The 2480-nt window shown below is 65.9% G+C and carries 4 protein-coding genes; all 4 read left to right on the top strand.

All coding sequences use genetic code 11. The annotated features are described in order from the left end of the window. Position 1 precedes the first annotated feature (1 nt). Positions 2-622 (top strand): NADH-quinone oxidoreductase subunit NuoE, encoded by a 621-nt coding sequence (gene nuoE, locus Q0R13_RS12825; RefSeq protein WP_293904484.1) that lies wholly within the window; start codon positions 2-4, stop codon positions 620-622. Beyond that, a complete protein-coding gene (locus Q0R13_RS12820) occupies positions 619-831 on the top strand; it encodes a hypothetical protein (RefSeq protein WP_293904482.1) in 213 nt (70 codons plus the stop codon). The genes nuoE and Q0R13_RS12820 overlap by 4 nt, the downstream gene beginning before the upstream one ends. Before the next feature lie 4 nt (positions 832-835). Further along, positions 836-2149, top strand: coding sequence for an NADH-quinone oxidoreductase subunit NuoF (nuoF, locus tag Q0R13_RS12815; protein WP_293904480.1), 1314 nt, complete (start codon positions 836-838; stop codon positions 2147-2149). A gap of 5 nt (positions 2150-2154) precedes the next feature. Beyond that, positions 2155-2480: hypothetical protein (locus Q0R13_RS12810; protein WP_293904478.1), on the top strand; the 326-nt coding region annotated here is incomplete at its 3' end.

Here is a 2480-nt window from a genome sequence, read left to right as displayed (position 1 = left end):
CCTGAAGGCCGCGCGCGGCTGGATGGAAAACTTCCCGGCCGGCCGCCAGCAGTCCGCTGTGATCGCCATCCTGTGGCTGGTGCAAAAGCAGGAAGGCTGGGTCTGCGAGCCGGCCATTCGCGCCGTCGCGGACCTGCTCGGCATGCCGGTGATCCGGGTGCTGGAGATCGCCACCTTCTACACGATGTTCATGCTGGAGCCGGTGGGCAGCGTTGCTCTGGTCCAGGTTTGCGGCACCACGCCCTGCCAGACCCGTGGGTCAGAGGCGCTTCTTGCCGTGTGCAAAAGGAAGTTCGGTCCGTCCAACCATCGCAGCCAGGACGGCAAGTTCTACTGGCAGGAAGTCGAGTGCATGGGCGCCTGCGCCAACGCGCCGATGGCCGCGATCAACGACGACTACTACGAGGACCTTACGCCGGAGAGCTTCGAGAAGCTGCTCGACGACTTCGCCGCCGGCAAGAAACCCAAGCCAGGCTCGGCGATCGGCCGGATGGGCTCCTCGCCAGAGGGTGGCCTGACCACGCTTACCGATGCGGCGCTCTACAACGGCTCGCTCGGCAAGAAGATGACGATCCCGAACCTGCCGCCCAAGGCGCTGAAATCCGCGAAGGCGCCGGCATGAGCCTCGATCCCGCCCAGATGAAGCAGCGCCTCCTGCGCATGGTGGCCGTCTCTCTCGGGCTCACCGCGGTGGCCGTGGGCTTTGGCATCGCGCACTTCGCCTATGGCGTCAGCTGGGCGCTTTGGGGCTTCGTCGGCTTCCTCGGCCTGGGCTTCGCCGCCCAGATCTGGTTCATCCGCGGCCTCGCCCGCGACAGCAAGGGGAACTGAGGCGGTGGCCGGACTTCTGGCGGACAAGGACCGCATCTTCCTCAACATCTATGGCCAGCGCGACTGGGGCCTGGAGGGCGCCAAGGCGCGCGGCGCCTGGAACGGTGTGAAGGACATCGTCGCCCAGACGCCAGAGTGGATCTGCGACCAGATCAAGGCCTCGGGCCTGCGTGGTCGGGGCGGGGCGGGCTTCGCCACCGGCCTGAAATGGACCTTCATGCCGAAGGTCGAGAGCGAGCGGCCGCACTATCTGCTGGTCAATGCCGACGAAAGCGAGCCCGGCGCGTGCAAGGATCGCGACATCCTGCGCAACGACCCGCACCTGCTGATCGAGGGCTGTCTGATCGCCTGCAAGGCCATGCGCTCGCGGCAGGCCTACATCTATATCCGCGGCGAATACGTCCATGAGCGCGAGCGGCTGACCGCGGCGATCAAGCAGGCCTACGAGGCCAAACTGATCGGCAAGGACAACCTCCACGGCTGGGACTGCGACGTCGGCCTGCAGCATGGCGGCGGGGCCTATATCTGCGGCGACGAGACGGCGCTGATGGAGAGCTTCGAGGGCAAGAAGGGCCAGCCGCGCCTGAAGCCGCCGTTCCCGGCCGGCGCCGGCATCTACGGCTGCCCGACGACGGTGAACAATGTCGAGACCATCGCGGTGGTGGGCACGATCCTCAGGCGGGGCGCCGACTGGTTCGCCGGCTTCGGGACCGAGAAGTCCACCGGCACCAAGCTGTTCGCCGGCTCGGGCCACCTCAACACACCCTGCGTGGTCGAGGACGCGGTCGGCATCAGCGTCAAGCAGCTGATCGAGGAGCACTTCGGCGGCGTGCGTGGCGGCTGGGGCAACCTGAAGGCGGTGATCCCGGGTGGAATTTCCGTCCGCATGATCCCGGCCGAACAGTGCGAGGAGGCCCTCATGACCTATGAGGACCTGCAGGCGCGCGGCTCGGGTCTGGGCACCGGCACCATGATCGTCTTCGACAAGGACGCCGACCTGGTGAAGGCCATCGCGCGGGCCAGCTACTTCTACAAGCACGAGAGCTGCGGCCAGTGCACGCCGTGCCGCGAGGGCACCGGCTGGATGTGGCGGGTGATGGAACGGATGGTCACCGGCGAGGCCGAGATGTCCGAGATCGACCTGCTGCTCGACGTGGCCAGCCAGGTGGAAGGCCACACGATCTGCGGCCTGGGCGATGCGGCCGCATGGCCGATCCAGGGCCTGTTCCGCCACTTCCGCCACGAAGTGGAGGAACGCATCAACACCTACCGCGCGCGCAAGGGCAGCTATGCCGGCGCCACGATCGCGGCGGAGTAGGGCCGTTGTGTGCGAACGCCAATCCCATTGCATTGTCGATCAGCGCGGTTGCGTTGATTGTGAGCCTCTTCACGGCTTGGCGGACCTTCGCCTTCAACAAGCGAAAAGCAGCGAAGGACCTTTGGCAAAAGAACCTCGAGTTCTACATGGCGCACCCCGTGCATGCTCTGGGTAGGCCAAAGAGCGACAGCGAAGCCGACGTTCAAGCTTATCGAATTCACGTCTCCTACCTCTTCCTCGCGATGGAGGAGTTGTTGTCGGCGTTCCCTCGCGACAAGGGATGGCTTGCTGTCGTCCGGCGTCACCTTCAGCGACACGGCGGCTACGTTCG

The sequence above is a fragment of the Phenylobacterium sp. genome (assembly GCF_025351295.1).
Taxonomy (GTDB): Bacteria; Pseudomonadota; Alphaproteobacteria; order Caulobacterales; family Caulobacteraceae; genus Phenylobacterium.
This window is presented reverse-complemented; position numbering and strand designations above follow the sequence as displayed.

Bases quoted from the DNA above. Each gene is read 5' to 3' on its own strand.
- Q0R13_RS12820 (WP_293904482.1), top strand. From the start codon at position 619: ATGAGCCTCGATCCCGCCCAGATGAAGCAGCGCCTCCTGCGCATGGTG.